Origin of the sequence: Vibrio sp. 10N.286.52.C3, from assembly GCF_041468865.1 — a bacterium.
In the GTDB taxonomy this organism is placed as follows: domain Bacteria; phylum Pseudomonadota; class Gammaproteobacteria; order Enterobacterales; family Vibrionaceae; genus Vibrio; species Vibrio crassostreae_C.
This window is the reverse complement of sequence record NZ_JBFRJM010000152.1, coordinates 1-207: the sequence shown is the minus strand read 5'-3', so window position 1 is coordinate 207 and position 207 is coordinate 1. Positions and strand designations below refer to the sequence as shown.

The following is a 207-nucleotide window of genomic DNA, read 5'->3' as shown; positions in this document are numbered from 1 at the left end:
TTTAAGAGTTAAGAGAACAACCTAGTTGATGGGCTTATGGGAAAACATCAATTTAGGCTTACTTTGTGAAGAGTAAGACACACCCTGGAGGGGTTCCCGAGTGGCCAAAGGGAGCAGACTGTAAATCTGCCGGCACTGCCTTCGATGGTTCGAATCCGTCTCCCTCCACCATATTCTTCTTACCTCTTTTAAGAGTTAAGAGAACAA

Annotated in this window: 1 tRNA gene; it reads left to right on the top strand. The window is 44.9% G+C overall.

The features are described 5' to 3' along the window. The first annotated feature begins 86 nt into the window (after window positions 1–86). Window positions 87–171: transfer RNA gene (locus tag AB4138_RS23915), tRNA-Tyr, on the top strand. Window positions 172–207 lie beyond the last annotated feature (36 nt).